Annotated in this window: 23 protein-coding genes and 6 pseudogenes; 4 read left to right on the top strand and 25 right to left on the bottom strand. The window is 38.2% G+C overall.

What is annotated here, in order from left to right:
- Positions 1-29 precede the first annotated feature (29 nt).
- The 18 genes and pseudogenes from ACWYN3_RS39850 to ACWYN3_RS39765 form a co-directional block, all read right to left on the bottom strand.
- Positions 30-1,481 carry a beta-N-acetylhexosaminidase gene (locus ACWYN3_RS39850; protein ID WP_456219130.1) on the bottom strand — a complete coding sequence of 484 codons (1,452 nt, stop codon included), beginning with the start codon at positions 1,479-1,481 and terminating at the stop codon, positions 30-32.
- Positions 1,478-1,924 (bottom strand): glycoside hydrolase family 20 zincin-like fold domain-containing protein, encoded by a 447-nt coding sequence (locus tag ACWYN3_RS39845; protein WP_456219129.1) that lies wholly within the window; start codon positions 1,922-1,924, stop codon positions 1,478-1,480. Before ACWYN3_RS39845 ends, ACWYN3_RS39850 begins: the two co-directional genes overlap by 4 nt.
- The gene (locus ACWYN3_RS39840; protein ID WP_456219128.1) at positions 1,857-3,383 is read right to left on the bottom strand and encodes a glycoside hydrolase family 125 protein; all 1,527 of its coding nucleotides are present in this window, start codon (positions 3,381-3,383) and stop codon (positions 1,857-1,859) included. Before ACWYN3_RS39840 ends, ACWYN3_RS39845 begins: the two co-directional genes overlap by 68 nt.
- Before the next feature lie 47 nt (positions 3,384-3,430).
- Positions 3,431-4,492, bottom strand: coding sequence for a glucose/galactose MFS transporter (gene gluP, locus ACWYN3_RS39835; protein ID WP_456219127.1), 1,062 nt, complete (start codon positions 4,490-4,492; stop codon positions 3,431-3,433).
- A 1-nt stretch (position 4,493) separates the two neighbouring features.
- On the bottom strand, positions 4,494-4,691 hold the full coding sequence (locus ACWYN3_RS39830) for a hypothetical protein (protein WP_456219126.1): 198 nt from the start codon (positions 4,689-4,691) through the stop codon (positions 4,494-4,496).
- A 32-nt stretch (positions 4,692-4,723) separates the two neighbouring features.
- Positions 4,724-6,641, bottom strand: a pseudogene (gene nagB, locus ACWYN3_RS39825) (glucosamine-6-phosphate deaminase).
- A gap of 26 nt (positions 6,642-6,667) precedes the next feature.
- Positions 6,668-6,943, bottom strand: coding sequence for a hypothetical protein (locus ACWYN3_RS39820; protein ID WP_456219125.1), 276 nt, complete (start codon positions 6,941-6,943; stop codon positions 6,668-6,670).
- Between the two features lie 49 nt (positions 6,944-6,992).
- Positions 6,993-8,006: a hypothetical protein gene (locus tag ACWYN3_RS39815; protein ID WP_456219124.1), complete on the bottom strand. Its 1,014-nt coding sequence runs from the start codon at positions 8,004-8,006 to the stop codon at positions 6,993-6,995.
- Positions 7,943-8,434: pseudogene (locus ACWYN3_RS39810) on the bottom strand (hypothetical protein); the annotation flags it as partial. The gene ACWYN3_RS39815 and the pseudogene ACWYN3_RS39810, both read right to left, overlap by 64 nt.
- A gap of 53 nt (positions 8,435-8,487) precedes the next feature.
- Positions 8,488-9,333 (bottom strand): glycosyl hydrolase 2 galactose-binding domain-containing protein, encoded by an 846-nt coding sequence (locus tag ACWYN3_RS39805; protein WP_456219123.1) that lies wholly within the window; start codon positions 9,331-9,333, stop codon positions 8,488-8,490.
- 537 nt (positions 9,334-9,870) lie between these two features.
- Positions 9,871-10,839 (bottom strand): thioredoxin-disulfide reductase, encoded by a 969-nt coding sequence (trxB, locus tag ACWYN3_RS39800; protein WP_456219122.1) that lies wholly within the window; start codon positions 10,837-10,839, stop codon positions 9,871-9,873.
- Positions 10,840-10,960: 121 nt separating this feature from the next.
- A complete protein-coding gene (locus ACWYN3_RS39795; RefSeq protein ID WP_456219121.1) occupies positions 10,961-11,587 on the bottom strand; it encodes a toxin-antitoxin system YwqK family antitoxin in 627 nt (208 codons plus the stop codon).
- Positions 11,588-11,606: 19 nt separating this feature from the next.
- Positions 11,607-13,238 (bottom strand): annotated as a pseudogene (locus tag ACWYN3_RS39790) (acyl-CoA carboxylase subunit beta).
- Positions 13,239-13,341: 103 nt separating this feature from the next.
- Positions 13,342-13,596 (bottom strand): LOG family protein, encoded by a 255-nt coding sequence (locus tag ACWYN3_RS39785; RefSeq protein ID WP_456219120.1) that lies wholly within the window; start codon positions 13,594-13,596, stop codon positions 13,342-13,344.
- On the bottom strand, positions 13,572-13,928 hold the full coding sequence (locus ACWYN3_RS39780) for an LOG family protein (RefSeq protein WP_456219119.1): 357 nt from the start codon (positions 13,926-13,928) through the stop codon (positions 13,572-13,574). The genes ACWYN3_RS39785 and ACWYN3_RS39780 overlap by 25 nt, the downstream gene beginning before the upstream one ends.
- 76 nt (positions 13,929-14,004) lie before the next feature.
- Positions 14,005-14,520, bottom strand: coding sequence for a hypothetical protein (locus tag ACWYN3_RS39775; protein ID WP_456219118.1), 516 nt, complete (start codon positions 14,518-14,520; stop codon positions 14,005-14,007).
- A gap of 218 nt (positions 14,521-14,738) precedes the next feature.
- Positions 14,739-16,209, bottom strand: a pseudogene (gene guaB / locus ACWYN3_RS39770) (IMP dehydrogenase).
- A gap of 108 nt (positions 16,210-16,317) precedes the next feature.
- Positions 16,318-16,788, bottom strand: a complete 471-nt coding sequence (locus tag ACWYN3_RS39765; protein WP_456219117.1) for a GNAT family N-acetyltransferase — start codon at positions 16,786-16,788, stop codon at positions 16,318-16,320.
- Between the two features lie 231 nt (positions 16,789-17,019).
- On the opposite strand from ACWYN3_RS39765, the gene ACWYN3_RS39760 reads away from it, so the two are divergent.
- Genes ACWYN3_RS39760 through ACWYN3_RS39750 form a run of 3 tightly spaced genes read left to right on the top strand, consistent with a single transcriptional unit; the run spans position 17,020 to position 20,942 of the window.
- Positions 17,020-19,041 carry a transglutaminase domain-containing protein gene (locus tag ACWYN3_RS39760; protein WP_456219116.1) on the top strand — a complete coding sequence of 674 codons (2,022 nt, stop codon included), beginning with the start codon at positions 17,020-17,022 and terminating at the stop codon, positions 19,039-19,041.
- A gap of 6 nt (positions 19,042-19,047) precedes the next feature.
- Complete coding sequence (locus ACWYN3_RS39755; RefSeq protein ID WP_456219115.1) at positions 19,048-20,541, top strand: DUF3857 domain-containing protein; 1,494 nt, start codon at positions 19,048-19,050, stop codon at positions 20,539-20,541.
- Positions 20,526-20,942 carry a hypothetical protein gene (locus ACWYN3_RS39750; RefSeq protein WP_456219114.1) on the top strand — a complete coding sequence of 139 codons (417 nt, stop codon included), beginning with the start codon at positions 20,526-20,528 and terminating at the stop codon, positions 20,940-20,942. The genes ACWYN3_RS39755 and ACWYN3_RS39750 overlap by 16 nt, the downstream gene beginning before the upstream one ends.
- Positions 20,943-20,957: 15 nt before the next feature.
- On the opposite strand, the gene ACWYN3_RS39745 is transcribed toward ACWYN3_RS39750, so the two are convergent.
- The 4 genes and pseudogenes from ACWYN3_RS39745 to ACWYN3_RS39730 all read right to left on the bottom strand — a co-directional run bounded on the left by ACWYN3_RS39745 (position 20,958) and on the right by ACWYN3_RS39730 (position 23,472).
- The gene (locus ACWYN3_RS39745) at positions 20,958-21,464 is read right to left on the bottom strand and encodes a M16 family metallopeptidase (RefSeq protein WP_456219113.1); all 507 of its coding nucleotides are present in this window, start codon (positions 21,462-21,464) and stop codon (positions 20,958-20,960) included.
- Positions 21,465-21,514: 50 nt separating this feature from the next.
- Positions 21,515-21,868 carry an insulinase family protein gene (locus tag ACWYN3_RS39740; protein ID WP_456219112.1) on the bottom strand — a complete coding sequence of 118 codons (354 nt, stop codon included), beginning with the start codon at positions 21,866-21,868 and terminating at the stop codon, positions 21,515-21,517.
- Positions 21,869-21,909: 41 nt separating this feature from the next.
- Positions 21,910-22,236, bottom strand: a complete 327-nt coding sequence (locus ACWYN3_RS39735) for a hypothetical protein (RefSeq protein ID WP_456219111.1) — start codon at positions 22,234-22,236, stop codon at positions 21,910-21,912.
- Positions 22,229-23,472, bottom strand: a pseudogene (locus ACWYN3_RS39730) (M16 family metallopeptidase). The gene ACWYN3_RS39735 and the pseudogene ACWYN3_RS39730 overlap by 8 nt, the downstream one beginning before the upstream one ends.
- A gap of 97 nt (positions 23,473-23,569) precedes the next feature.
- Between ACWYN3_RS39730 and mqnC the strand changes: the two are divergent.
- A pseudogene (gene mqnC, locus ACWYN3_RS39725) lies at positions 23,570-24,695 on the top strand (cyclic dehypoxanthinyl futalosine synthase).
- Between the two features lie 84 nt (positions 24,696-24,779).
- Here the strand turns inward: mqnC and ACWYN3_RS39720 are convergent.
- Genes ACWYN3_RS39720 through ACWYN3_RS39710 form a run of 3 tightly spaced genes read right to left on the bottom strand, consistent with a single transcriptional unit; the run spans position 24,780 to position 26,341 of the window.
- Entirely contained in the window at positions 24,780-25,610 is an 831-nt protein-coding gene (locus ACWYN3_RS39720) for a ferritin-like domain-containing protein (RefSeq protein ID WP_456219110.1), read from the bottom strand.
- 10 nt (positions 25,611-25,620) lie between these two features.
- Complete coding sequence (locus ACWYN3_RS39715; RefSeq protein ID WP_456219109.1) at positions 25,621-25,974, bottom strand: ferritin-like domain-containing protein; 354 nt, start codon at positions 25,972-25,974, stop codon at positions 25,621-25,623.
- A gap of 19 nt (positions 25,975-25,993) precedes the next feature.
- Positions 25,994-26,341 (bottom strand): ferritin-like domain-containing protein, encoded by a 348-nt coding sequence (locus tag ACWYN3_RS39710; RefSeq protein ID WP_456219108.1) that lies wholly within the window; start codon positions 26,339-26,341, stop codon positions 25,994-25,996.
- Positions 26,342-26,377: the final 36 nt, after the last annotated feature.

Raw genomic sequence — 26,377 nt, 5'->3', positions numbered from 1 at the left:
AGGCTTTAAATTATACTGATAATAAAATACTACTTCGCTCCGTTATTTAAAGGAGTTTCTGAAATCACACTACGTTTTCCTTTCGGAGTAATCACAATAGTCTTCAACAAAATTTTAGTGCCTTTAGGTACGTTAACTTTTAATGGAGAACGGTATTGATTGGAAACATCAGAAGGAGTTGTGTTATCTAAAGTATAATAGATTTTAGAGCCTTTAACTGGTTCTTTCAAATCAATAGTAATGTTTTCTCCATCAATTTGTTTATCAGACTGACCAACAGGAACCGGAACCCAGTAATTTGTATTGGTTTTGTCCAGACGTGCTAAATGCAATGGAATTCTATCTTCAGAGAAGTTTTTAAAGTTCTTTCTGTCCAGTGGGGTCCATGCAATTTCAGCCAAAGCGAACATTCTTGGTAAAATCATATATTCTGCTTTTTCAGGGCTTTCAATATATTCTGTCCAAAGATTGGCCTGTACCCCTTTGATATATTTTTTTTGATCTGCTGATAAAACTTCAGGAACCGGATCATAAGCATAAGCTACTGAATAAGGAGAATTTCCACCTATATTAACAGGCTCACCACTTGATTTAGATTGTGCATGGTCAAAGTATAAACCTTGGTTCCCAGGAGTCATAATCACATCATGGTTTAGTTTCGCAGCCGCGATACCGCCTTCTACCCCACGCCATGACATTACCGTCGCATTCGGAGCTAATCCACCTTCTAAAATCTCATCCCATCCAATGATAGATCTTCCTTTAGAATTGATGTATTTCTCTATACGCTGAATGAAATAACTTTGCAGTTCATGCTCATCTTTCAAGCCTTTCTCTTTAATCAGCTGCTGGCAGAAAGGTGATTGTTTCCAGTATTCTTTTGGACTTTCATCACCACCGATATGAATGTATTTTGAAGGGAATAAAACCATCACCTCATCCAAAACATCTTCTAAGAACTTAAAAGTGTATTCAGTTGGTGCAAATACGTCGTCAAAAACACCCCATTGCTGTTGTACCTGTTTGCCTTTTCTTGAACCGGCCCAAGGTGTTTTAGGATCAATAAAAGTATCTCTTTCCGGGAAACAGCTCAACTGAGGATAAGCAGCAATTGCAGCAGAACTGTGTCCTGGTAATTCAATCTCAGGAATTACAGTCACAAATTTTCTTGTCGCATACGCAACTACTTCTTTCACTTCATCCTGAGTATAAAAACCTTTATAAGGCGTATTATCACTCGTAACACCAGGATGGTGACCTACAACCGAACCATTTCTTTCTGATCCGACAGTAGTTAGCTTAGGATACTTTTTGATCTCTATTCTCCAGCCCTGATCTTCAGTTAAATGCCAGTGGAAATTATTCAGTTTGTAAGCCGCCATTAAATCAATGTATTTCTTAACAAAAGAAACAGGGAAAGTATGTCTTCCTACATCAAGGTGCATCCCTCTGTATTGAAATCTTGGGTAATCTTTGATCACACTGGCAGGTATGTCAATTTCCTGACCTTTTTTATTTTTTTATCAGGCATCATTTGCATCAGGGACTGTACACCGTAAAATAAACCAGCACCTTTTCCGGTAACAGTAATATTCCGGGCAGTAACCTGTAGCTGATAACCTTCAGCAGGTAATTTCTCAGCTCCCTCAGAACTTAGTACAATTGCACGCTCGTTCGTTGCTGCTGCTTTAGATGTCCTCAATGCGAAACCACCCTGGCTGGCTATATAAGAATTAAGAATATCAGCAGTTGCTGCATTTGGTGTCTCATTTGAAATCAGTACCACAGTTTTATCCAGTTTAAAAACACCAGATTTTTTTTCTACAGACACCGGAGCAGGTATAATACCTAAGTTTTCATCTGTCTGCGCCTTTACACTTAAAGTTACACAGGCCAGAATAAGCCCTGAAATGATTTTCTTCATGATTTTGATTAAGGTTTATATTTGGTTCATTGTTGTTTAACTCAATAAATGCGGGCGTGCCAGAAACACTTCCATAAAAACTCGCCGAAGATCGTATTTGTCCATGCGAACCATGGTCTGGTAAAAATTTCAGGATGATCCTTTTTAAAGGATTCATGCATAAAACCTGTACCAGCATGTGTTTTTTTTTTTTCAGCGCGGCAATACACTGTTTAATCTCTTCGTCGTCCGTACTGGTCAGTCCTCTGCAAATGATACTCAATGGCCAGATCATATCCTGCTGTTCCACATGCGGACCACCAATCCCCTCTATATCTGTACCTTTATAAAAATATGGATTATGTTCTGACAGTGCAAATCTACGGGTATTCTGATAAATAGGGTCTGTTACCGGCACCGCATTCAGATAAGGAAGTGAAAGCAAACTTGGTACATTAGAATCATCCATCAGGTTTACATTTCCAAAACCATCCACTTCAAAAGCATAGATTTTTCCGTAAACAGGATGTTCAACAATTGCATATTTCAGAATCGCTTCTTCTACTTCTGTCGCCAAAGCACTCAGTTCTGCGGCAAATGTCAGGTCTTTAAAGATTGAGATAAACATCTCTGACATCTGTTTTAAACTTACTACCGCAAAAAAGTTAGACGGAATTAAGAAAGGAAAGATCGTCGCGTCATCACTCGGTCTGAACATAGAACAGATCAACCCAACTGGTTTTACCGGAAACCCATAACCAGCCATTGGTAAACTGTCTGTCGGTTTAGCAGTATCACGCTGAAAATGATAAGGCCCCAATCCTGTTTTACGCTGTTGTTCTTTAAACGTTTTCAGAATAGTATGGATAGATGTTTTCCATTCTTCATCAAAAGGAGTTGCATCCCCTGTCATTTTCCAGTAGTTGTAAGCCAGACGCATAGGATAACAAAGTGAATCTATTTCCCATTTACGTTCATGGACACCTGGCTGCATATCAGTGTGGTCACCTGCCCATTCACTTTTCTGTTCTCCATCCTTATAAAATGCATTTGCATAAGGATCTTTAATCACATAATGTGCCTGACGGTGGATAATACCAGCTACTAACTGTTGCAGCTTTTTATCCTCTTTCATAAAAGCTAAGTACGGCCAAACCTGTGCAGAACTATCTCTAAGCCACATGGCATCAATATCTCCTGTAATTACATAGGTATCAGGTTTTCCATCTTTTGTAGCAAATGAAACGGTTGTATCCAGCGTATTCGGCAGACAATTATTAAATAACCATCCCAATTCTTTATCAGAAACCTTCTGCTGGAATTTAAGGATTGCTTTTTCTACCGCCGGGCTGCTGAATTTTCTTTTGTTCAACGGTACTCTTACATTAGGATAAGCTAACTCAAATGCACTTAAATCTTTACTCAAAAACAAACCAGCAGTAAGTAAGCTTGTGCTGGTAATGAAATCTTTTCTGTTCATCTATATTTGGTGTTATTACGCCCGCCGGAGCAGGCGCTTATTAGAATTTAATATGTTTTGCTCTTTACTTTATATCCTGCCGCAGCATAATAAAAGATAAATGCATAACAAGGAACCATAATCCAGTAAGCTTGCTGCGCGTTTAGTTTATCTACCAGTGCACCATAGCAAAGTGGGATAATTGCTCCCCCCGCGATACCCATGATTAATAAAGAAGAGGCTATTTTAGTAAACCTGCCCAGACCTGAAAGTGCCAGGGGCCAGATTGCTGGCCAGACCAGTGAATTGGCCAGTCCAAGCAAAGCGATAAATAAAACCGAGGTATAACCCGTTGTAAAGATTGCAATTAAAGTCAGTATGATACCCAGTACTGCAAACCATTTCATTGCGTTTTCCTGGCTGATATATTTAGGAATACAGATAATACCAATCAGATAACCCAGAATCATTCCCAGCAAAGTAAAAGTAGTAAAGAATTTAGCTGTAGAAAGCGGGATCCCCTGATAATGCGCATAACTGATAATTGTATCTCCAGCCATTACCTCTACCCCTACGTATAAAAATACAGTTAATACACCTAATAATAAGTGAGGGAATTGCAGGATACTGGTTTTTCCGGCCGTAGCCAGAGAAACACTTTCATCTTCTTTATCTGTATCAATTTCAGGTAAAGTCGAAAAGTAGATCAATACCGCTAAAATTATCAGCACAATAATGATAATCACATAAGGTAAAATCACTCTTGATGCTAGTGCATTCAGTTCAGCAATCTTTTCGGCTGGATTCATCAATAGCAACCTGTCATGGAAACCATCTGCATCCTTCAAGGCAATTGCGCCCAAAACGATTGGTGCAATAGCCCCTGCCACTTTATTACAAATCCCCATGATACTGATCCTTTTAGCCGCACTTTCAGCAGGCCCCAGAATAGTAATATAAGGATTAGAAGCCGTTTGTAATAAAGCCAGCCCTGTTCCCTGGATAAATAACCCCAGTAAAAACAGTCCGTAGGTCCGTGTCAATGCAGCCGGAATAAAAACCAGGGCACCAACTCCCATCACAACTAAACCCAGGGCCATCCCTTTTTTATAACCGGTAACTTTCAGCACACTAGCCGATGATAGCCATCACGAGGTAACTGATATAAAATGCAAAAGCGACTAAATAAGACTCAAAGTTATTGAGTTCACAAGCCAGTTTTAAATAAGGGATCAGTACCGAATTTAACCAGGTTACAAATCCGAAAATAAAGAACAATGCACCAATGATAATAATGGGCGGCATTCCCTTTTTAGCTGTTGTTGTCATTTAATATAAAATTAGAGGTGTATCAATTTAGATTAGAACTTCCACTTCACAAATGCTTCCATAGCTTCATACTCAGCTAGTCCAAGCTGGTCATAAGCCCTTGCAGTTTCCTGCGTACGTGCTTCTGCCCTTACCCAGAATTCTCTTGAATCCTCACCCGGAAAAACAGGGAGATCCTTTTGCGACTGATGTTTAAATATCGCTAATCTCTTTCTTTCAACTTCCTGAGGTGAAAGTGGTACTGCCATCTCAATTTCATGAGTTTCAAACTCATGCCATGCCCCTCTGTACAACCATAACCAGCAATCTTTTGTCCAGCTTTCGGTCTTTCTCAAACGAGTCATTGCTTCCACTAAAATATTGAAACATACTTTATGCGTGCCATGCGGATCTGCAAAATCACCAGCAGCAAAAACCTGGTGAGGTTTTACTTCCTGTAATAATTCCATCGTCTGCACAATATCATCTTCAAAGCTCACATCTTTCTGAAACTTGCTTCTGTCATAAAAAGGAAGATCCATAAAATGGATACGCTCATCAATCACACCAGCAAATCTTGCCCCGGCAATAGCCTCACCTTTACGGATCAGTTTTTTTACCGTGCGGATTTCTTCCGGATCTGTCTGATTAGGTAATTTCTTACCGATAAAACTACGCATACCGTCATAGGTATCCTTTAAGGCTTTAGCATCTTCACCTCTTGCTTCCACAAAATCTATATTGAACTCCATAAAACGCAATACATCATCATCCCAAACAGCAGTATTACCCGAAGTTTGGTAAGCTACATGTACCTGATGCCCCTGATCTGCCAGACGGATAAAAGTACCGCCCATAGAAATCACATCATCATCCGGGTGCGGAGAGAAAAGTATAACACGTTTTAATGCAGGTTCTGCACGTTCAGGACGCTGACTATCATCCGCATTAGGTTTACCACCCGGCCAGCCTGTAATCGTATGCTGTAACTTATTAAAGATCTGAATATTGATCTGGTAAACAGGCCCGCGCTGCGTAGCCAGCTGCGCCATACCGTTGTTGTTATAATTATCCTCAGTTAATTTAAGAATAGGCTTATTCAGCGTTTTTGCCAACCAGATTACGGCTTTAGTTACCTGCTGATCAGTCCATGCACAATCCTTAACCAACCATGGTGTATCAAAACGTGTCAATGACGATGCAGCATCCTGATCCAGAATAAATTCCACATTAGGTGACAACTGTAAATAAGTTGCTGGTACATCAGCAGACATTTCACCTTCTACCGCTTTCTTTACGATTGATGCTTTCTTTTCGTTCCAGGCCATCAGATAATTTCCTTAGCCTTGAAAATAGTACCGATTCCCATTGTAATAGCTTTGGTAGGTACATTAGCTACCCCTCCAAAATCACGGGAAGCATCTCTTCTGGTTAATTCGTCCAGTGTAACCAATCTCGTACCCGAGTTAGGTGCAGATCCCGGCTCATTAAATCCAATGTGACCAGTTCTACCTATACCCAGTAATTGTAAATCAATACCGCCAAAACCGCTGATCTTTTGCTCATATTTTAAACAGAAGTCTTCAATATCTTCTCTTTTTAATTCACCATCCGGAATATTAATATGAGCACGGTTGATATCAATATGATCAAAAAGGTTTTCATTCATAAAACGAACATAACTTTGGTTCGCTTCTGGTTTCATTGGGTAATATTCATCCAGATTGAAGGTCACTACATTGCTGAAGCTCAATCCTTCTTCTTTATGCAAACGAATCAATTCTTTATACACTTTAACAGGAGTGGCTCCGGTAGCAAGACCTAAAACATGTGTTCTCCTTTTTCCTGTTTTGAAATGATAAGAGAAGAAATTCTTTTTGCGACTTCAATACTTGCAGTTTGTTCATCGGCGTAAACACTTACCGGCAATTTTTCGTATCTCGTCTCTTCTAATAAATTTAATCTTGACATGTCTATATGATATGAGGTTTTGGGTTCTAAGGATTTATCTGAATTGTTTGTTCCTGTCCAACATAATTGGTTAAAGTTATTACTGGCAGTGCAGCACTTTTTTCAGGATAATAATCGATGAGAATCTTTTTGTCTGCTCCAGGAAGGATAGAGAAATAATTATCATCATAAAATACTGGTAAAACTCTTTTTTTAGTTTTCGAATCTACCAGTGAAACCCGGTTGAAGAAACTTACAGGGCCATTAGCCGGATTAGTAAGCGAAACTTCTACCTGTCCGGTTTTTAATAGTTTCGCGTTCACTTTAAGTGCTGACCCTTTCAATGAATTCAAGCCAGAATAAGTGCCTTTATCATCTTAACCAGTACAAGTTATTACTTAATAAGTTTTTATTTTCATCTAACAATTGCAGCGAAAGGAATGCTCCTTTTTTAGCCGAAAGCTCATCTACAATCTTTTTAACTGACATCACTTTTTTAGTACTTGCAGGATCGAGAAAACAGAATACCTTCGTTAATGACGTCTCTTTTCCATCCATATCAAATACTCTGGCATCCAGCATAATGTTCTGTTTACCTTTAAAGCCATTATTAACGACCATCAGCATACCATCTACCGGATTATACATCGCATGCAGAGGCTCACTTCCAGAACGCAGGCCAAATAAACAAGCATTCGGATCCAGGTAATAATCATACATCTGTCCACGCATCGAAGTCCATGGATTTTGTGTTTTCCAGATGATCACACCAGTGTACCATTCCCACATATGTGCACTAAAACCTTCCATTAATCCTCTGTACTGATCATAATTCACCAATTGTGCTTTCTTAGCAAAATCAGCTACATCAGCAGCAGGTTTTCCATAAGGTAAAATATGCTGTTCATAACCCACCCCTAAATAATTGTGATAATCCCATACAGAATCCACTTTCTCAGAAGGTCCTTTAGCTTCACGTTTTTCGGGAGCAATATATACAGGAGCAATTAAATTAGCTTTTGGAATAAATCTTTCCAGAGATTCCATATCTCCAACACCTACAGAACCCACCTCAGAATTGAAAGGGAAAGTTCTGTCTTTCCAGAAGGTACTTACATTTTGAATCGTATATGGTCCGTCACCATTTCCACCAATCGTATTCAGCGACATACTGTCTGAATTTGAATAATCTATAAACCAGCGTGTACCATCCAGCTTAGGTAAAATTGAATCACGTAATGGGATTAAGATATCATCCGGAGGAGTAATTTCATTTCCACCGCACCAGATAGCTAACGAAGCATGGTTTCTTACCATTTTGATCATATCTGTAGCCGATTCCAGGAATAAATGATGATCATCAGGATATTTTCTGCGTTTTTCCACTGATCTTCCAGTTTCATCGGATCTTCCCATCTTCCGTTACAATCACCCGACATCCAGAAATCCTGCAGAACCAGCATTCCGTATTTATCACAAGCCTCATAAAACTCAGGACGCTCAATCAGTGCACCACCCCAGATTCTGATCAGATTCAGGTTCATATCACGGTGATACCTGATTTCCGTATCGTATCTTGCATTGGTAAAACGAAGCATTGCATCAGAAATGATCCAGTTACCCCCTTTAATAAAGATCTTCTGCCCATTAACTAAAACCTCTTTACTTTTGGTCGTCACATTCCATTCTGTCTGAATCTCTCTGATCCCTACATTTACAGTCTGACTATCACAAAGTTTTGTACCTTTCTCTAAAAAGCTGATTTTCATCGCATATAAATCCTGTTTACCATAACCAGCCGGCCACCATAACTTAGGATTTGCAAGACTTAATTCAGGAAAGTCAAACTCATTAGTGCTGTTGGCCTTTAAAGTAACTTGTTTTTAATCACTTTTTGTCCACCAATTGTATAAACCAGATTTCCCGTTACCGGTTTAGCCGTTGTATTTTTCAGTTCAGCAGAAACCTTAATGATTGCAGGTTGCTGTTGTCCTGAAGCCTCACGTTTTCCAGGTACCAGGGTAACCACATGTGGATTATCCAGACTTACACCGCCTGTTCTTTCGATATATACTTTATCCCAGATTCCTGTATTTCTGTCTCTGATCGGACGGATCCAGTCCCAGCCCGCTGTATATTGATGCGCTACACCTTTAGCAATAGTTCCATCACCACCCTGACCACCGTTAGGATTACCTACTTCGTCTGGAGGATAAACAATTACAGCTAACCTGTTCGTACCACTTTTTGAAAGCAATGCCGTAATGTTAAATGTTTTTCTCAGGTACATTCCCTTGAAAGGCTTGTCATTTACTTTTTTACCATTCAGGAAGATATCACAACTGTAATTAATCCCTCTGAACTTCAACCAGACCTGACCATCCATCGCTCCAGGAATAGCTTCCTTAAATTCTTTAGTGAACCAGTAAGTATAATAATCTCTTCCTGTATCATAGATATCAGGAATTAGTTTATTATTCATTCCAAAAAAAGGATCAGGGACTTCTTTATTTTCCAGCATTGTGGTCAATACTGTTCCGGGAACTACGGCTTTTTTCCAGCCAGACAATGAAAAAGAAGAATTGGAGATTTCGGTACCTTTTACTTTAACTTTAACAGAGGGCATGCAGAGCCAGCCCGAATTAAGTTCATATTGATCTTGAGCTGATGACTGATTGAATGTTGCGAGCATGACCAGTATAAAAAACAGCATTTTGAACAATCGGAATTTGGTGGTTTTTAACATTACGAATTTGTGTATTTATTTGGTTTTTAATATAATGGTATAAATATGTTCAATTTATTTCATCTTAGTTATTTATTGTCTTTTTTTTGTAAGATGGAGCCTTTGATGATTAAAAATAATCATTTTAATCATCTCGGGCTGACAGGATGAAGCATTTGCTATTGAACTTAGATTCCGAATAGCATAAAGAACGTAACCGGGCTTAAAATCATTCGAAGAATGAAGAAGCTGGTCTTTAAAAGAATTATATTTTTATAATGATTTATATTAACAGTAAATTAAGTGCTGTAATACCCTAAAATTATTTGAAAATCTATTAGCATTAACAATGTTAAATCGCTTTAACATATTAAATTGATGAAATTATAATAAAAAATGCAGAATACAAAACAGAAAAAAACCTTGTTTAATCGAAATATTACAGATAAAACAAAAGGGGTTGATTCAAAAAGTGCATATTGCAGCTTTTGAATCAACCCCTTTCAGGATATTTTTATATTTTATTTAAGAAACAGCTTTCACTTCATGCTCTTTAGCAGCAAGATAGCGTTCTGCATCCAATGCTGCCATACAGCCAGAACCCGCAGCTGTCACTGCCTGACGGTAATAATGATCCTGTACATCACCAGCAGCAAAAACACCTTCTATATTAGTTTTTGTTGTACCTGGAATAGTTTTAAGGTAACCAGTATCATCCATTTCTAACCAGCCTTTAAAGATATCCGTATTGGGCTTATGACCAATAGCTACAAAGAAACCTTCTACTTCAAGATCTTTCTCTTCACCAGTCTGGTTGTTCAGGATTCTTAAACCTGTTACATTTTTACCATTTCCTAAAACCTCTTTAGCTTCAGAATTATAGATAACTTCAATATTAGGTGTATTTAATACGCGGTGAACCATAGCCTTAGAAGCTCTGAATTCGTCACGGCGTACTAACATATATACTTTTTTACACAATTTAGCCAGGTAAGTAGCTTCCTCTGCTGCAGTATCACCCGCACCAACTATCGCCACATCCTGATTCTTGAAAAAGAAACCATCACATACAGCACATGCCGAAACACCAAAACCATTGTAATGCTGCTCACTTGGTAAACCTAACCATTTTGCGGTAGCACCAGTAGAGATGATCACTGTATCAGCAGTAATAGTTTTAATTTCATCAACCACAACTTTATGAGGTGTAGAAGAGAAATCTACTGAACTTACATAACCAAAACGGATATCTGCTCCAAAACGTTCTGCCTGTTTACGGAAATCTTCCATCATTTCAGGTCCCATAATTCCATTAGGATAACCTGGGAAATTGTCTACATCAGTAGTCTGTGTCAATTGCCCACCAGCTTCCATTCCTGTATACAATACAGGTTTTAAATCTGCTCTGGCAGCATAAATCGCAGCAGTATAACCTGCAGGACCCGAACCGATGATCAGACACTGAACGTGTTCTATTTCTTGAGAAGTATTCATCTATTTATTTATTATTATTTTCTTTTATACCTATACGCCTATAAAATCTACAGGTGGTCTTATATTTTTTTGATGTACAAAATTAAGCTTTAAAGCGGGATGCGCAAAAAGTTAAAAGCGGTTAATTTATTTTTTTGCGTTCCGCCTGTTTTTCACGGAGTTTTTTACCTCTCAGGGTTGACACCAACTGATCATTAACGTACTCATTCTCCTGTTTACCATCATTTAACGTCCAGGTTCCTTCTTTTTTTCCTGACTGGTACAAACCGGACACCTGTTGTTTACCATCAATATCAAAAGCCAGGTACGGACCATGGATTATTCCCTGGGAAAAAGTAATAATCTGTTTCATCTTTCCGTCTGGATAAAAAGTGATCCACCGGCCGTTGCGCCTGCCATCCTCATAAGAGCCAACCAGTTCAACAAATCTTTCCCTTCCATTGATTTCAAAGCTATCGTTCCTGTTATTATTTTCCGGAGTAATCCAGCCATAATAAACGAATTTACCTACAGGTATTTCCATATGGTCATCCCTGAATGAGCCAGAAGCAAGTAATATACCTTCAAAATCAAATTTCTTGAAGGTGTAAAGACTATCTCCGCTAACTTTTCCTAATACACCATAAGTCGCCGCCAGAGTTGAGTCTGGAGTTAACTGGTCTTTAGCATCCAGAAAAACCGTTTTAATTTGCGCATAAGTACTTACACCGGCGAACAGAAAGAAAAAACAAAGAAGTATCCGTTTCATTATAGATCAAAGTTAGGAACTAGGTCTGAATAATTCCAACATTGAATTGTCTTTTTATTGGAGACTGATTCGCTGCTTCAATTCCCATAGAAATAACCTTACGGGTCTCCAGAGGATTAATAATTCCATCTACCCATAATCTCGATGCTGCATAAAATGGAGTAGTCTGACTATCGTATCTATCTGTAATTTCTTTCAGCAATTCAGCTTCTTTTTCAGGAGTGATTGTTTCACCTTTAGCCTTTAGTGAGGCCGCCTGAATCTGTAACAGTGTTTTTGCCGCCTGAGAACCACCCATCACTGCGATTTTAGCTGTTGGCCAGGCATAAATTAACCGTGGATCATAAGCTTTACCACACATTGCATAGTTACCGGCACCATAAGAGTTACCAATCACAATCGTAATTTTTGGTACAACCGAAATAGCTACCGCATTTACCATTTTAGCACCATCCTTAATAATCCCACCTTGCTCCGATCTGCTTCCGACCATAAAACCAGTTACATCCTGCAGAAAAACAAGAGGAATTTTCTTCTGGTTACAGTTCATAATAAAACGTGCTGCTTTATCTGCACTGTCAGAATAGATCACACCACCGAACTGCATTTCTCCTTTTTTCGACTTCACAACTTTACGCTGATTAGCTACAATGCCAACAGCCCAGCCATCAACCCTTCCTAAACCACAGATAATACTTTGTCCGTATTCCTTTTTATACTCTTCAAATTCCGAGTTATCTACCAGGCGGTAAATAATTTCATGCATATCATACTGCTTCTCTCTGTTTTCAGGTAAAATCCCAAATATATCATCAGGATTTAGTTTTGGTTCCTGAGGTTTCACCCGACTAAAACCAGCCGATTGCGGCTCGCCCAGCATGCTCATAATATTACGGATACTATCCAGCGCAGCCTGATCATTAGTTGTTTATAATCCGTCACACCAGATATTTCGCAATGTGTGGTAGCCCCACCCAGAGTTTCATTATCTACATCCTCACCAATCGCAGATTTAACCAGGTAAGAACCCGCCAGAAAGACCGAACCAGTACCTTCAACAATCATGGCTTCATCACTCATAATCGGCAGATAAGCACCGCCGGCTACACAAGACCCCATAATGGCAGAAATCTGTACAATTCCATCCGCGGACATCATCGCATTATTTCTGAACATCCTTCCGAAATGCTCCTTATCAGGAAATATTTCATCCTGCATCGGCAGATAAACACCAGCACTATCCACCAAATAAATAACAGGCAATCTGTTTTCCATAGCAATTTCCTGTGCACGAAGATTTTTCTTCGCAGTCATCGGAAACCATGCACCTGCTTTAACAGTCGCATCATTTGCGACAATCATACACTGACGGCCAGAAACATAACCAATACCGCAAACCACACCCCCGATGGACAGGACAGCCGCCTTGTTCAGCATACATACCATCAGCGGCAAAGGCCCCGACCTCTAAAAATTCAGTCTCTTTATCAACCAGGTAAGCAATTCTTTCTCTGGCCAGCATTTTACCTTTTTCTTTTTGTTTGGCAGCACTCTTCTCCCCTCCGCCAGCAAATATTTTCTTCAGCTTTGTTTTAAGATCGTACACCAGCTGCTTATTGATATCTTCGTTTTTGTTGAATTCGATGTTCATTCGGGCAAGATAAATCATTCTACCAAATAATAGAAAGAGAAATACAAATTTTACAAGATAAAATCAATCTTATTGTCAATCAGACACACTATATATTGGGCAATTAACTCAAGTTCCTATCCTCAAACCAAACTGAATCAGGCTTAGCCTCAAAGGCCATCATCTTTTGCAATAATTCAAGCGGTTCAGCTGCATTAATTACTAAATCCCTGTTATTAGGTTTCAGTAGTCTATGTTCAACCATAACATCCAGCTGTGCAAACAAATGATCATAAAACCCACCCACATTCAGTACACCTATAGCCTTATTATGCAAACCAAGCTGTAACCAGGTCAGCACTTCAAAAAACTCTTCCAAAGTCCCGAATCCACCAGGCAGAATAATAAAAAACCATCCGAAAGATCAGCCATCTTTTGTTTACGCTGATGCATATTTTCTGTCACAATCAGCTCTGTAACCTCCAGGTTTCCAACTTCTTTATCTAGCAGAAATTGCGGAATAACTCCCGTCACTAATCCATTACGCTTCAAGACTTCTTCTGAGATAATACCCATTACCCCAACACTGCCGCCACCATAAATCAAACGGATGTTATGATCTACAAATGTCTGCGCCAGGTTCTCTACAGCTGCTCTTAAAACAGGATCACCATTAAAATTGGCACCACAATAAACACAAATCGATTTCATTCAAAAAATTATTTAATAAATAGGGTTTTAAACTTTCTTGTTGTTCGATGTAAACTCCTGTTTTAAATTCTCCAGATCAGCCACCACAATGCTTTTTAATCGCCTCAAAATCAAACTCCAGGTTATTAAAAGAATAATTTTTAAAAGTTAACTTGTAACTTAAAACCAAAGGGCCTAATTCATAAGTCGATTCTTTAACAGACTCCTCCAGCTCCATACCATTCTCAGTGAAAGTGATATTTTCAATCAGACTATTCAGAATTTGTTTTTTATCTTCTCTATGCCCTTCTCTATCATAAATGAAAGTAAATAAAGCTTCAGCATATGCTCTGATTGAATCCATTATTGCCAGGTGCTCAGAGATTGCTTTTTTTAATTCTTTCTTGATTTTAGCCCTTGTTTCACTCCGTTGCTCAAATCCTTCTTCCTCATCACTAATCAATAATTCTGATTGATATTCTTTAAGGGCTTCAATACCAAGGAAAGATAATTTAACACCATCTTCTGTCTCTTCACAAAAAGCAGGAACCGCGATTTTGTCAAAGTCTTTTATATAAACACCTGAAACAGGTATTTCGATTGCTATTTTCATCCGTTTATAGTTTGTTTTTTATTTGTGATAAAGCTATCAGATTTATTTATCCCATAATGGTTTGAATAAATCATGATGGTCTCCTAATTCCTTTTAATGTATATAATAAAAAAAATCAATCAATTCTTTAATAAAAAGCCTTGATTGATTTAAAAAACTGTTCAGCATCCGGCTGATACAATCTGTTGAATTTAAACAGTTAAAAAAGAATAAAAATTTTAACGTGAATAATTTGGAGCTTCTTTAGTGATCGAGATATCATGTGGATGACTTTCTCTCATACCAGCAGCAGTTATCCTTACAAACTTAGCTTCCTGCAGTTCTTCAATAGTTGCAGCACCGCAATAGTGCATTCCAGCTCTCAAGCCACCAACGTATTGATAAATAACCTCTGCTAAGGTCCCTTTATAAGGAACTCTTCCAACAATCCCCTCAGGAACAAGTTTAGTAACTACATCTTCATCATCCTGGAAATAACGGTCTTTAGAACCATGTGTGCATCGCTTCCACAGAACCCATACCACGGTAAGACTTGAACTTACGTCCTTCATATATGATGGTCTCACCCGGTGACTCCTCAACACCTGCGAACAATGAACCTGCCATAATTGAACTGGCACCAGCTGCAAGAGCTTTAACGATATCTCCTGTTTGTTTGATACCACCATCAGCGATAACAGGAATTCCTGTACCTTTTAATGCTTGTGCACATTCGTAAACTGCATATAACTGAGGTACTCCCACACCTGCAATAATTCTTGTTGTACAGATTGAACCTGGTCCGATACCAACTTTAACAGCATCAGCACCAGCCTCAGCAAGTGCTAAAGCAGCTTCTGCAGTAGCGATATTACCCGCGATAACCTGTAAATCAGGAAAACGTGCTTTAATCGCCTTAACCATATCAATTACTCCTTTTGAATGTCCGTGAGCTGTATCAACAGTAACAACATCTACTCCAGCTTTAACTAAAGCAGCAACGCGGTCAATATTATCAGCAGCAACACCAACAGCAGCACCAACTCTAAGGCGGCCACGTTCATCTTTACAAGCTTTAGGATAATTTTTATATTTCTGAATATCTTTAAAGGTGATTAAACCTGCAAGATGTCCTTCTTTATTAATTACTGGTAATTTTTCGATTTTATAATCCTGAAGAATCACTTCTGCCTGGGTCAGCGTAGTACCTTCAGGAACAGTGATCAGATTTTCTTTGGTCATTACTTCAGAAATCGGACGCTGCATATCTTTTTGGAAACGAAGGTCACGATTAGTGATAATACCAACCAGTTTATTATCATTGTCAATAATAGGTATACCACCTATTTTATATTTAGTCATGATCTGGAAAGCGTCTGCAACGATTGCATCAGCACGCAAAGTTACCGGATCTTGTATCATACCGCTTTCAGAACGTTTAACCTTGCTAACTTCTTCAGCCTGGCGTTCGATGCTCATGTTTTTGTGCAGCATACCAATACCACCAGCCTGGGCAATTGCAATTGCAAGTCCGGATTCAGTAACGGTATCCATTGCAGCAGAAACTACAGGGACATTTATACGTATATTTTTTGTTAAATAACTTCCGGTGTTTACATCACGGGGAAGGACTTCTGAGTAGGCTGGAACTAATAATACGTCATCGTATGTTAGTCCTTCGGCAATAAATTTTTGGGGATCGAGTTGCATAGCAAATAATTAGGAGTTATTACTTGCCGGGCAAATCTACATAAATTATTTGAAATGCGAAATGATTCTCTCTAATAAGATGAAATTAGAGAGAAATTGACAATCAGATTAAATCTCTGCTCCTTCTTCAGGCTCGCAGTGCTGTCTCAATTGTTTTGGTCCTTGTGGCCAGATGTAAGAGGTCGTTTGTTTTTTCCAGCCCATTTTCTGATAAAAATCACCTTTTCCCGGCGCAGCAGTCAGATTCACAAAGTGATAATTATCCAGCTGACCATTTAGTGTATTGATGATTTTTTTTCCTAAACCATTTCCCTGAAAATCAGGATCTACTACGATATCAGCCATTACAGCATAATAACGTCCATCTCCTACGACTCTTCCAAAAGCGATGATCTGATCCTCATGGTAAACAAATAAAGTCCATGTACTTTTTCTGAATGCGGATTCGATTTCATCTTCTACCCTCGTTCTCCAGTCAATTTTTGAAAAAAGCCCACAAACGTAAGTCCAGTCAACCGTAGATAAATCAGGGTTTATTTTGTAAACGAAATTATTAATATCGATTTTTTTTAGCGTCATAAATTTATTTTATAACCATTCCAATTCTAGAGAATGGTCTTTATCGGGCGCAAATATGAGCAAATATTTCAGCTAATAAAATGGCAGAAAAGAAAAGAATTATTTTTTTACAGTACCAGGTTTATTTTCACAAAGAAGAATACTGGCCGCGAAATTTTTCAATATTAAAATTTCAGTATTTTTTCCTGTTAGAAAATTTAAAGATTAAATTGCGCAACTAAACTAACGCTCGTGATTAAAAAAATAAATCTGATTTTAATAGCCCTGCTATTTCTACAATCAGAGGTTTCCGCACAAACAACACAGAAACAGCTCCCGATCTTTAAATACGGAAAGGTGGGGCTTAATGAATTTGATATTAAACCAGGCGGGGCAGATTCAGCTGCAGCAGCCATTAAACTCTTCGATGCCGGAAATGGGTATTTCGAGATCGGTAAAGGTGGGGGGTTCATCTATGTTTTTGAACACCATGTCAGATATAAGATCATTAATAAAAAGGGCTATGATTTAGCTGATCAGGAAGTAAGATTATACCGAGATGGTAAAGGCAGTGAAGAAAAAATGGAATATATCAATGGAGCTACCTATAACCTGAACAATGGCCAGATTGAGGTTAGTAAGATGACTGGTGATGCAAAATTCACTAACCGGCTGGATAACAAACATATTATCAAGAAATACACGCTTCCAAACGTTAAAGAAGGTTCAATTATAGAATATCGCTATAAAACGAAATCCGATTTCACTTTTAAACTGGATGACTGGTATTTTCAAGATAGATATCCGACTATTTTCTCCCATTTCAGTTTGACCGTTCCAGAATACTATATCTACAAAATGATAGCCGGGGGTTATTATGAGATCATTAGGCCCAAATCTATTGAAAATACCCAGAATATGAATATTACCAATGATGCAAACAGAACGGAAATAATTTCAATTAAGACCATAAAAACGCAATATTATCTTGAGAATATTCCAGCGATTAAGACTGAAAGCTACATTACTACACTGGATGATTATATCAGTAAAATAGGCTTTGAACTCGATGCCACTAATTACCCTCAAAGCGGTTATAAACCATACACTTCTACCTGGCCAAAGATTATCAAAGAAATGATGGATAGTGAGAATTTTGGCAGTTTTATTCAGAAAAAAAATCCGGGAAAGGAGTTAATCAAAGAGATTGTCAAGGATGAAACAACACCGGAAGGGAAAATGAATCTTGTATTCAACTATGTGAAAAATAATATTAAATGGGATAATAAATACCGCGTTTATACAGAAGCAAGTAACCCAAAAGCTGTCATAGAAAAAAAATCAGGCAGTTCTTCCGAAATCAATTTGCTCCTGCTTAATTTACTGGATGCCGCGGGGCTTGAAAGCTACCCTGTGATCATCAGTACAAGAGAAAACGGCACACATCCCGGCTATCCAATGGCAAGCAAGTTTAACAGTGTTATTATAATGACTGTAATTGGAGATAAAAAACATTTATTGGATGCAGTAGATAAGAACAATAACCCCGATCTTTTAAGTTATGAGAACTTAAATCACCGCGGGTTAAAAATCAACCGTACAACTAATGAAGGAGAATGGATCACTACTGATATTAATCCACCCAGCAGAAACAGTATTTCTTACAACCTTACTTTAGATTCCGAGAATAAACTTAAGGGTACACTTTCTATTTCAAACAGTAATTATGATGGCGTAAACAGAAACAGAAATTCTTATCAGAGAGCAACAAACCAGGAAGAATTCCTTAAAAACTACAAGAGTAATAAACCCGGTTTGGAAATCAGTAATTACACTATTGAGAACCTTAATGAGACTGACAAACCATTAATAGAAAACATGAGTGTTATTATTGAAGATAATATAGAAAGTGCAGGTAACCTCTCTTATTTCATGCCTTTATTATATGAGCGGACGAAGGAAAACCCATTCAGTCTGGAAGAACGGAATTATCCGGTAGATTTTGCTTATCCTAAAGAAGAAAACTATCATCTCTCACTTGAATTCCCAGCTGGTTACAAACTTGATCAGCTGCCAAAAAACGAGAAATTTAAATTGCCAGAAGATGGAGGGTCATTTACAATCATGTATTCTATGGATGAAAACAGATTAAATATGGTGAGTAAGATTTCATTACTTAAATCTGCTTATAGTCCTGATGAATATTATACGCTGAAAGAATTATTCAAGAATATTGTCCGTAAAAAATCAATCCGAACAAATAGTAATAATTAAAAAAATATGAAAATAAGGTTATATCTAATTGCCTTCTTATTTTGCTGCGCACCTGTGGCTCGCGCGCAAGAAATGTATGATGTTGCCCGTATTCCTGCTACACTACTAAATAAATCTACTTCTGTTGTTCGTAATGAAGAGCATAGCCTGATCATTAAAAATAGAACAAATGCCACATTAATTTATAAAAAAGCGATTACAATTCTTAGTAAAAGCGGAGAAGATATTGCAACGATGGCAGAATATTATGATAATTTTTCTTCCGTTTCAAATCTTAAAGCAATAATGTATGATGCCAAAGGAATAAAAATCAGAACTTATAAAAGTGCCGATTTCAAAGATGAAAGCATAACATCCGAAGGCAGCATGTTTGATTCATTCAGGATAAAAAAATTAACATTTCTAAACACGACTTATCCTTATACAATCGAATATAGTTATGAAAAAAATTATAATGGCTACATTAGTTTTCCTGACTGGAGCCCTGTGAATAGTTATGATAGTGCAATAGAAAAGTCCACATACACCTTACAGGTTCCGAAAACAATTGCTTTCAGATATTTGAAAAGTCAGTCCCTTAAAACTGATTCTATACAAAATAATGAAAAAATCATCTACGAGTGGAATTGCCAGAATCTTCCGTCATTTGAATACGAGCCCATGTCTGCAGGCCTTAGAGATATTACCCCTTGGGTAATGGTCGCTCCCAATGATTTTGAATATGATAATTCTAAAGGTAATGTAGAAAACTGGAAAAATCTGGGTGAGTGGAATTACCGGTTATCCAATACCCCACAAACTTTGCCAGACAACATCAGGACTAAAGTTCAGCAACTGCTTGCTTCTGCTAAAACTGATAAAGAAAAGATTACTATCCTGTATCAGTATTTACAATCAAATACCAGATATGTCAGTGTACAATTGGGAATTGGCGGCTTTAAACCCATATCCGCAGAGAAAGTTGCTGCAGTAAAAATGGGAGATTGCAAAGCCCTATCAAATTACATGAAGACTCTCTTATCTGAAGCAGGAATACAGTCAACACTGGTTATATTGGGTTCTGGCATGCCTAGCCTAAATACTAACTACGCTAGTTTCGGGCAAACCAACCACATGATTTTATGCGTCCCGACAGCAAAAGATACAACCTGGCTGGAATGTACCAGTCAATATAAACCCATGGGCTATATTGGTAATGATAATTCTGCCAGAACCGTAGTATTAGTAACAGCAGAAGGTGGAAAGCTGGTCAACACCCCTATTTACAAACCAGAAGACAATTTCCAAAACCGTGTAACTACAGTAACATTAGCTGCAGACAGATCTGCTGATGTGCATATTAAAACTTCCTATGGCAGTTCCCAGTATGAAGACCAGTTAGGAATGATGTTAATGGAACCTATTGAACAGCGAAAAAGAATCATGAGGAACCTTGGTATCCCAAACATGGAGATCACATCAGCCAGCTTTCTACAACCAGATAAATGGCACCAAGAATAGAAGAAGATATCATATTAAAAAGCTCTCAGATGCTCAATCAGGGAGGAGACAAATTATTTGTGATGCTGAACCTATTGAATAGAAGGGAAAGTGTACCAGCTAAAGTAGAAAACAGAAGAACATCTTTCTCAGTTCCATACGGATTCAAAGATACGGATATCACTACATTTACTTTACCACAAGGCTATAAAGTAGAGTTCATCCCTCAGGACATCACACTCGAATCGGAATTCGGAAAGTATACTGCTAAAGTAACGCTGAAAGATAATTTAATTATCTATACCCGCAATCAAAGGATGAACAGCAAAAAGTATGCACCTGAGAAATACAAAGACCTTGTAGATTTCTACAAGAAAATCTATCTGGCTGACAAGCAAAAAGCAGTACTGGCCAAAAATTAGCCAGTACTATCTTTCTTATTTTTTTTTCCCTACCACAACTTTAGTAAAATCTGCTGTGTTCAGATATTTATTTGACAGCGCCTGAATCTCTTCAGCTGTAATCGTTTTTACGGTTTGAATATAATTATCATAATAATCATAGCCCAAACCTGAGAAATAGATGTTTTTAAATTTGTCTGCATGAGAGAACGCATTTTCCAGACTCCCCAGCATTGAACCTAACATATAGTTACGTACCAGACTCAGCTCCTCCTCAGAAACCGTTTCTGACTTCAGTAAATCAATCTCTTTCTCTATTTCATTTAATGCACTGGTGCAAACATCTGCACCCACTTCAGTTGCAATGAAAAAATATCCCGCATCCTTCAAAGAAACAATAGCAGACCCAATACCATAAGTATAGCCTTTATCTTCGCGGATATTAGCCATTAGTCTTGAACCGAAATAACCTCCTAAAAGACAGTTCATCACCTGAAAACCTGCAAAATCAGGATGTGATCTGTTAATGCTTAAAGTTCCCATTCTAATCGCAGACTGAATTGCATCAGCGCGCTCAATAAAAATTTCACCTTTTACAGTCCCGTCAAAGCGAATTGATTAACTGTAGAGACTGCCTGATTGTTCCATCCCTTACCAAAGTTGGCATTCAGCAAATCAAATTCAGCTTGTTCAAATTTTCCAGCAACAAATATGGTACAGTTTTCAGGCTTATAAGCAGCACTGAAATAAGCTATTAAATCAGCTCTTTCTATTTTCTGGTAATCTTCCTCATTGATATCGGAACCATAAGTTGAAGTTCCAAAAATAGCATGAGCAAAGTTTTTTCTTGCAATAAAATCATTTTTCTGCAAGCTCACTTTAAGAGACTGCTGTTGATTTTGCTTAAAAATATCCAGTTCCTGCTGAGGAAAAATACTCTCGTTCAATACAGACCATAAAATAGGCAGTACTGATCCAAGATGTTTATTCAGTGTATATATTTTTTGATACTCGATTGATCAGCACCATAATCAGTTTGCAGAAATGCACCGTAATAATCTACCTGGTCAGCAATTTCTCTTGCAGTAAGTTTATTTGTACCATTATTAATCAAATGGTTTACAGCTATTGCCTGTAACGGCTTAGATTCATCCCAGTTTACATTTTCAAACACAAATTCAATACGAACAAGTTCCTGTTTTCCGGCATTAACCGTAAATACCTTAATTCCGTTAGCTAATTCTTGTTTTTGCGGGGCAATAAAATTGATATCATTTACCTGTCTTGATTCAGGTATAAGGGTTCGGTTAAGCATTTTCGGAAGTTAAATAGTATAAAGTTGAACATTGCTCTCTAATGAAAGTCTTTTTGGCAGCCTGAAGAATTCTCGCAGCATCAACGGCAAGATATTTCTGAATTTCAGTATTCAGCCCTTCAGCATCACCTAATAATTCATAATAAGCAAGGTTCATTGCTTTATCAAGCAGGCTCATTTCAGCAAAGACCATGATAGACTCCGATTTGTTTTTTACTTTCGTTAATTCAATCTCGCTAACCTCTTCAGTTGCAATTTTGTCTAACTCAGCCCAAACAGCTTTTTCGGCCGTTTCCATGTCAACACCCTCACTTAATTTTCCTTCTATAACAAACAAACCTGCATCCAGACTACTGGTAATATAAGCATGAATATCACTAAACAACTGCTGATCTTTCAGTAAACTGTTATATAATCTTGAAGACTGTCCTTGAGAAAGCACATCAGATAAAAGATCAAAAACCTGGTAATCAGCATCCCTGCGCGCAGGCATTTTAAAGGCCAGATAAAATGCATTCAAAGGTACATTCGCATGAACAGTTTCCTTGCGTGCATCGGTCTGAGCAGGTTCCTGAGGTAAATTTCTTTCATACTTATCACCAGCCGGAATAGGACTAAACCATTTCTCGGCCAGTAATTTAATATCCTCAGTTTTCACATTTCCACCCACTACCATAATGGCATTCTGTGGCGTATAATGTTTTTTAAAGAAAGCCTTCACATCCTCAATCGAAGCGTTCTCGATCTGAGCAAGGTCCTGACCTATTGTTGCCCAGCGATAGGCATGCTTTTTTAAGCAAGCGGTCTTAATTTCAACCATACATCGCCATAAGGCTGATTTAAATATCTTTGCTTAAACTCTTCACAAACTACATTACGTTGTGTTTCCAGACTTTTTTCAGAAAAAGCAAGACTCAGCATACGATCACTTTCCAACCAGAAAGCGGTTTCAATATTAGTAGCCGGTAAAGTGATATAATAATTTGTAATATCATTACTGGTAAAAGCATTATTTTCCCCTCCTACTCTTTGCAGGGGTTCATCATAGCTAGGTATATTAACTGACCCTCCAAACATGAGGTGCTCAAAAAGGTGTGCAAAACCGGTTTTACCCTCTTCTTCATCCCTTGCGCCTACATCATATAAGATATTCAATACAGCCATAGGAGTTGTATCATCTTCGTGTACCAGAACACGTAGGCCATTAGAAAGTGTAAAACGATTAAAATCTACCATAAATATATATATACCGCCAAATATAGGAATAATGATTTAGGCTAAATGTGATAATTTCGTGAAATAAAAACAGCAGAACAAATGGTATATTTGCTGTATGAATACTGCTGAATTATTACAAAGGGCTCTGCAATTCGACTTTTTAACTAAAGAAGAGGGCGTGTTTTTGTACCACAATGCTGCTACAGCCGATCTGGCTTTTGTTGCAAATGAGCTGAGAAAAAAACAAGTACCCAGCGGAAAGGTTACCTGGCAAATTGATAGAAATGTGAATACAACCAATGTTTGTATTGCCAACTGCAAGTTTTGCAATTTCTTCAGAAGACCAGGACATGATGAAAGTTATATCACAGATATAGAAACATATAAAGTTAAAATTGAAGAAACTTTCCGTTTAGGAGGTGATCAGTTACTCTTACAGGGAGGGCACCACCCTGATCTTGGACTTGAATTTTATGCTGACCTTTTCAGAAAATTAAAAGCCCTTTATCCTGATCTTAAATTACACGCTCTAGGCCCGCCTGAAATTGCACACGTTGCAAAATTGGACAAGCTCACCCATACAGAAGTTCTAAGTGCCTTGAAAGATGCTGGTATGGATTCCTTACCGGGTGCAGGTGCAGAAATATTGAATGACAGGGTTCGCAGATTGATTTCTAAAGGAAAATGCGGTGGCCAGGAATGGCTGGATGTCATGCGTGCAGCACATCAGCTGGACATAACTACTTCTGCGACGATGATGTTTGGTCATGTTGAAACCATAGATGAACGTTTTGAGCATTTAGTATGGATCAGAGAAGTACAAAGCGAAAAACCAGAACATGCAAAAGGGTTTTTAGCCTTTATTCCATGGCCATTTCAGGATGACGGTACTTTATTGAAACGTTTAAGAGGAATTACAAATGATGTTTCGGGAGATGAATATGTAAGAATGCTTGCGTTGAGCAGAATTATGCTTCCAAATGTTAAAAACATACAGGCTTCATGGTTGACTGTAGGTAAAAACGTAGCACAACTATGTTTACATGCAGGAGCTAATGATTTTGGTTCTATTTATGATTGAAGAGAATGTTGTTTCTGCTGCCGGTGCCCCACACCGTTTTACAGCAAAAGGGATACAGGACGCCATCAGAGAAGCTGGTTTTGAGCCTCAGTTAAGAGGTCAGCAATATAATTACCGTGATCTTCCTGAGCATTTAGAGGAGCAGGTGATTAATTACTAATCATACCTTATAATATATAGTAAAATAAAAAAGGAAGGGAGTTCACACTCTCTTCCTTCACATTATATTCCCATTCAAAAAATATTATTTGATAAACAGACTTGCAATCGCAAGTACCTGAGGCATTGTTAATGGCTCATCAAAAGCTTCTGTTGAAGCACTCACTGAGAAGCCAAGACCTGGGATATTGATATCTAATTGTGTTACATTATCTTCACCTGCATAACTCGCTGCTGCTGCTGCAACACCACTATCATTTGCTCCGGTAATCCATGGTTTTAAAGCCGTAACACCACCTCCAGCAGGTGCCTTACGCATCTGACGGATGTGTGAAGCGTGACGCGCTTCAACTGAGTGAATTTGTAAAGCTGTTTGCAATATACTTGGGCTACCCATTAAAGCACCAGCCTGACCTTTATAAGCTCTAACACCCGTATCTTCAAATACCTGTGCAACCGCAAGGAAAGTCGGATAATCTGAAAATACAGTAGGAAAATTACCTTTTGCAGTAAAGTCAAAAGATGCCGCAGTATAAACTACCGGAGTACCTCCTGAACCACTAATAGCACCTTTTAATAAATTAACATGCGCTAATTCATGGTCTCGGATTGTATTAATCGCACCTACAGCAGGCGTTCCGGCAGGAATTAATCCAGGCGTATTGATCGCAGTCTGATAAAAATTATATTCTATATATTCCAAAGTTAAAGCAAAATTCAAGACTGCGATTACGTTAGAGCTAGTTTGTCCATAAGCTTTTTTGAACATGGAACCTAAAGCCATAGGAAGTGCAGCTAATGCAACTTTCGACCCAAAGCCATAAAATGACTTCATTGCTTCTCTTCGTGGATTTAAGCGTTCATACACTTCTGCATCCACTTTTTCAATTTCTTCTAATATGCTGACAATATTCATGATTTCCTGATTAAGAAGGTAAATTAGATGCGTTAATTGAAGTTTTAATATAGGTTTTAGCTATCGTTAACACTTGTATAGGTGTTCTTGCACCATCAAGTCCATTAGCATCAACAGCAGTTGAATCGGCAAATGTTCCATTCGAAATCAAATCACGGATTAATGCAGCGTGACGCGCTTCAACTGAAACAATTTTCCCTGCTACCTCCAAATATTTCGCCGTTGTCAAGAGTTTACCAGCACCATTATAAGCTGAAACGCCTAAATCTTCGAATGCTTTAGCTGTCGCCAGCACACTAGTTCTGTCAGCAAAATTTATAGAAGAGAAATTCACCTCTAATCCTACTATCGCCTTTGCTCCCAACGCTTTTTTAAAAAATTCTCTATGTGCAAGTTCGTGGTCCCTGATATCGGTCAGTCAGTAAAGCCAGTTCTGAGGGGGAAATACTCGCATATGGGGTTTTTACCACCGCATCATAAAATGCGCCCTCTAATTGTTCCAGTGCATAGGCATAGTTCAATATACCAATATCACCGGTACCTAAATCTACACCAGTATCAAGCCCGGGGTTCATCGTATTATGATCTTTTTTACAGCCGGCAGCAATTAAAGCTACACCTGCCACTCCTGCTCCTGCATATTGCAGAAACGATCTGCGTTGCAGTTTGGCAGTCAGAATACCGCTTTCTTTGTGCAGTAATTCTGTCTCTTGTTCTTGTAAACTTTTCATAAGAAATATTTTTATAATATGGTTCAACAATGTGAG

It is taken from the genome of Pedobacter sp. NJ-S-72 (genome assembly GCF_053890575.1).
Note: the sequence above shows the minus strand (reverse complement) of the source record. Positions and strands in the feature narration are given on the sequence as shown.

Bases quoted from the DNA above. Each gene is read 5' to 3' on its own strand.
- ACWYN3_RS39840 (WP_456219128.1), bottom strand. From the start codon at position 3,383: ATGAACAGAAAAGATTTCATTACCAGCACAAGCTTACTTACTGCTGGT.
- ACWYN3_RS39845 (WP_456219129.1), bottom strand. From the start codon at position 1,924: ATGAAGAAAATCATTTCAGGGCTTATTCTGGCCTGTGTAACTTTAAGT.
- ACWYN3_RS39755 (WP_456219115.1), top strand. From the start codon at position 19,048: ATGAAAATAAGGTTATATCTAATTGCCTTCTTATTTTGCTGCGCACCT.
- ACWYN3_RS39735 (WP_456219111.1), bottom strand. From the start codon at position 22,236: ATGCTTAACCGAACCCTTATACCTGAATCAAGACAGGTAAATGATATC.
- ACWYN3_RS39765 (WP_456219117.1), bottom strand. From the start codon at position 16,788: ATGACGCTAAAAAAAATCGATATTAATAATTTCGTTTACAAAATAAAC.
- ACWYN3_RS39775 (WP_456219118.1), bottom strand. From the start codon at position 14,520: ATGAAAATAGCAATCGAAATACCTGTTTCAGGTGTTTATATAAAAGAC.
- ACWYN3_RS39795 (WP_456219121.1), bottom strand. From the start codon at position 11,587: ATGAAACGGATACTTCTTTGTTTTTTCTTTCTGTTCGCCGGTGTAAGT.
- ACWYN3_RS39745 (WP_456219113.1), bottom strand. From the start codon at position 21,464: ATGGGAACTTTAAGCATTAACAGATCACATCCTGATTTTGCAGGTTTT.
- ACWYN3_RS39805 (WP_456219123.1), bottom strand. From the start codon at position 9,333: ATGCTGTTTTTTATACTGGTCATGCTCGCAACATTCAATCAGTCATCA.
- ACWYN3_RS39720 (WP_456219110.1), bottom strand. From the start codon at position 25,610: ATGAATATTGTCAGCATATTAGAAGAAATTGAAAAAGTGGATGCAGAA.
- trxB (WP_456219122.1), bottom strand. From the start codon at position 10,839: ATGAATACTTCTCAAGAAATAGAACACGTTCAGTGTCTGATCATCGGT.
- ACWYN3_RS39830 (WP_456219126.1), bottom strand. From the start codon at position 4,691: ATGACAACAACAGCTAAAAAGGGAATGCCGCCCATTATTATCATTGGT.
- ACWYN3_RS39780 (WP_456219119.1), bottom strand. From the start codon at position 13,928: ATGAAATCGATTTGTGTTTATTGTGGTGCCAATTTTAATGGTGATCCT.
- ACWYN3_RS39710 (WP_456219108.1), bottom strand. From the start codon at position 26,341: ATGAAAAGTTTACAAGAACAAGAGACAGAATTACTGCACAAAGAAAGC.
- ACWYN3_RS39750 (WP_456219114.1), top strand. From the start codon at position 20,526: ATGGCACCAAGAATAGAAGAAGATATCATATTAAAAAGCTCTCAGATG.